We start from the raw sequence: 2,731 nt of genomic DNA on the forward strand, positions 1-2,731 counted from the left end.
TGTAATTATGGTGTATCTACGAACAGATCAAATTATGTTGGGGGAAATGCTTGGTGAATCAGCAGTAGGAATTTATGCAGCGATCGCTAAACTTTCAGAAATGTTATATTTGATTCCAAATACTGTCGTACAGTCAGTATTTCCAACAATTATCAAAGCTCAAGAAGTTAGTAAGGAATTATATTATCAGAGGCAGCAAAAATTATTTAGTATTGTCACAGCAATGAATTATGCTTTTGCCATACCTATAACTTTTATTTCTACTTCAATTGTTACACTAATATACGGAGAAAACTATGCACCCGGAGGATCGATATTTGCAGTTCATGTGTGGTCAGGATTATTTGTATCTCTGGGTGTTGCTAGAAGTCCTTGTTTAATAGCAGAGGGACTGACTAAATTTTCAGCAGCAGCTACTGCTACAGGGGCAGTGGTTAATATTATTTTAAACTACTTTTTGATTATCAAATATGGAATGATGGGAGCTGCAATTTCTACCATTATTTCTCAAATTATTGCTTCCTATGCTTGTCATAGTATTTACCCAAAAACTAAAAGAATTTTTATTGAACAGACAAAAGCTTTATTACTTATGGGGTTTTGGAAAAAGTAATTTGTAACTAATTATCAATTGTATGATAAATTAGATGGTAAGGAATTATTTGAAGTATCAGTAAATAAAGTATAAGGAGAACCTCAAATGGATAAGATAAAAGATACATACAAAAAAATCAAAGCAATTTTCAAAAGACTAGCACTACAAACCAAAATATATTTAGCTAAAGAAATCAACTTAATTGTGGGAGCTGCTACAACTAATTACCCTCAATGGATTGCATCAGACATAGATAGTCTTGACCTACTAGAAGAAAATGATTTTTATAGAGTATTAGGCAACAAAAAAATTAATAAAATATTAGCTGAACACGTTCTTGAACATATAGAACTGGAAGACTTAAAAATTGCTCTAAAAAACATTCACAAATTTTTGATACCAGGTGGTAATTTTCGGATAGCTGTTCCAGATGGTTTTCACACTGATCCTAGTTATATAGAAAATGTTAAACCTGGCGGTACAGGAGAAGGCTCTGAAGATCATAAAAATTTATTTAATTACCAGATGATGAGTGATTTATTACTAGAAAAAAACTTTAAAGTTAAGTTAATAGAATATTGGGATGAGTCTGGTAAATTTCACAGTATATATAAAAATGATGATGGTCTAGGATACATACAAAGATGCTTGATAAATGATTGGAGAAATGCCAATATTAAACCTAATTATACCTCTCTAGTTATTGATGCTATTAAGGAGTAAAAATAAAGAGATTATCCTTCCCTAATTTATTGAAAAATCTCAAAATAACTTGAGGAAATTTCCATGATGAAAAATATCGTCATATTTCGCCCTGGAGTTATTCAAAATGAAACTGCTTTTGAAGCAATGAGTTTGATTTATGATTATCTCCAGAAAAATTGCAACTATAATTTCACTATTATCAAATCTGAAGACGATAGTTATCAAAATGATGCCTTTAAAATTATTTCAATTCCTCGAAAAAATTGGGAATTTAATTCCTTTTTTACTTGGAGGAAGCCAAAATTAAAAGACAAAAAAACTGCCGAACTTTTGGCTAAAGCTGATGGTATAATTACACTCGATCCAACTATTTATCAACAAGGATTAATTGCTATTGCAGAAGGATATAAACTAAATAAACCAGTTTGGTTTGATACTTCCATCACATTTACAGAAATACGCCGAGATATTAAATGGAAAGTACAACGTCCTCTAATTAGAAAAGCTATCGACCAAACCACAGGAATAATTGCCACAGTACCTAAGTGTTTGGAAAGATTTCGAGACTTAGATTTATTAGATGAAAAACTTGCCCAAAAATTTACTATTATGGGTCATCCAGTTGATACTATGAAATTCATTCCCCAACCAAAACTTTCAGAGAAAGATGGTATTTTACGAGTATTAGTTGTCGGGAGAATTTTACCAGAAAAAGGGCAATTTTATATCTTGGAAGCAATGACTACTTTGCTGCAAAAACGCAGTAATATCCAACTACAATTTATCGGCAGCGGTATACTTAAACCATTACTAGAAAAAGAAGTAAAAAAACGGGGTATAGAAGAAAAAGTATTATTTATGAACCCAGTTCCCCACGATCGACTACCCACTATTTTAGGTGCAGCAAATATATATGTAAATCATGCCATAAATATTTCCAGATGGGAAGAATATTTTGGTGTTAGTAATATTGAAGCTATGTCTTGTGGTTTACCTTGTGTTGTGACATTATCTGGGGCAATTCCCTATGCAATTAGAGAAAAAGATGTAGCAATTATGGTTTCAGAACGAAATATCATCCAATTGCAAGAAGTAATTACAAATCTTCTAGACTCCGAACAAGAACGATATAAATTAGGAGAAAAAGCTCGTAAATATGTAGAAAATTATTATTCACTCCCAATAATTGCTAATCAATACGACCGAATGTTACAAGAAGGGTTGGAGCAAAAAAATAAATTACTTTCAGAAAATAAAGCAATATGATATATTAACCATAGTTGATGATGGCAAATATTTTGGCTACAACTCAAAAATTTTTCTTGGGAAAAAGCTACTAAAGAAACCAAGAAAGTTTATTTATCTTTAACTCTAAATCAAATTAATTACACCATGAACAATTTACCAAGTAAAGTTATACAAAATCCCAAA

The 2,731-nt window shown here is 31.2% G+C and carries 3 protein-coding genes; all 3 read left to right on the top strand.

All coding sequences use genetic code 11. The annotated features are described in order from the left end of the window. Nucleotides 1–613 (top strand): oligosaccharide flippase family protein (locus F6K22_RS37990; protein ID WP_293110027.1); only part of this gene is annotated, 613 nt, incomplete at its 5' end. An 87-nt stretch (nucleotides 614–700) separates the two neighbouring features. Further along, entirely contained in the window at nucleotides 701–1,318 is a 618-nt protein-coding gene (locus tag F6K22_RS37995) for a class I SAM-dependent methyltransferase (RefSeq protein ID WP_293110028.1), read from the top strand. A gap of 63 nt (nucleotides 1,319–1,381) precedes the next feature. Next, complete coding sequence (locus tag F6K22_RS38000; protein WP_293110030.1) at nucleotides 1,382–2,566, top strand: glycosyltransferase family 4 protein; 1,185 nt, start codon at nucleotides 1,382–1,384, stop codon at nucleotides 2,564–2,566. Nucleotides 2,567–2,731 lie beyond the last annotated feature (165 nt).

This window comes from Okeania sp. SIO2F4 (genome assembly GCF_010672385.1).
Taxonomy (GTDB): Bacteria; Cyanobacteriota; Cyanobacteriia; order Cyanobacteriales; family Microcoleaceae; genus Trichodesmium.

Excerpts from the sequence above, each read along its gene's own strand:
- F6K22_RS37995 (WP_293110028.1), top strand. The coding sequence starts at position 701 with ATGGATAAGATAAAAGATACATACAAAAAAATCAAAGCAATTTTCAAA.
- F6K22_RS38000 (WP_293110030.1), top strand. The coding sequence starts at position 1,382 with ATGATGAAAAATATCGTCATATTTCGCCCTGGAGTTATTCAAAATGAA.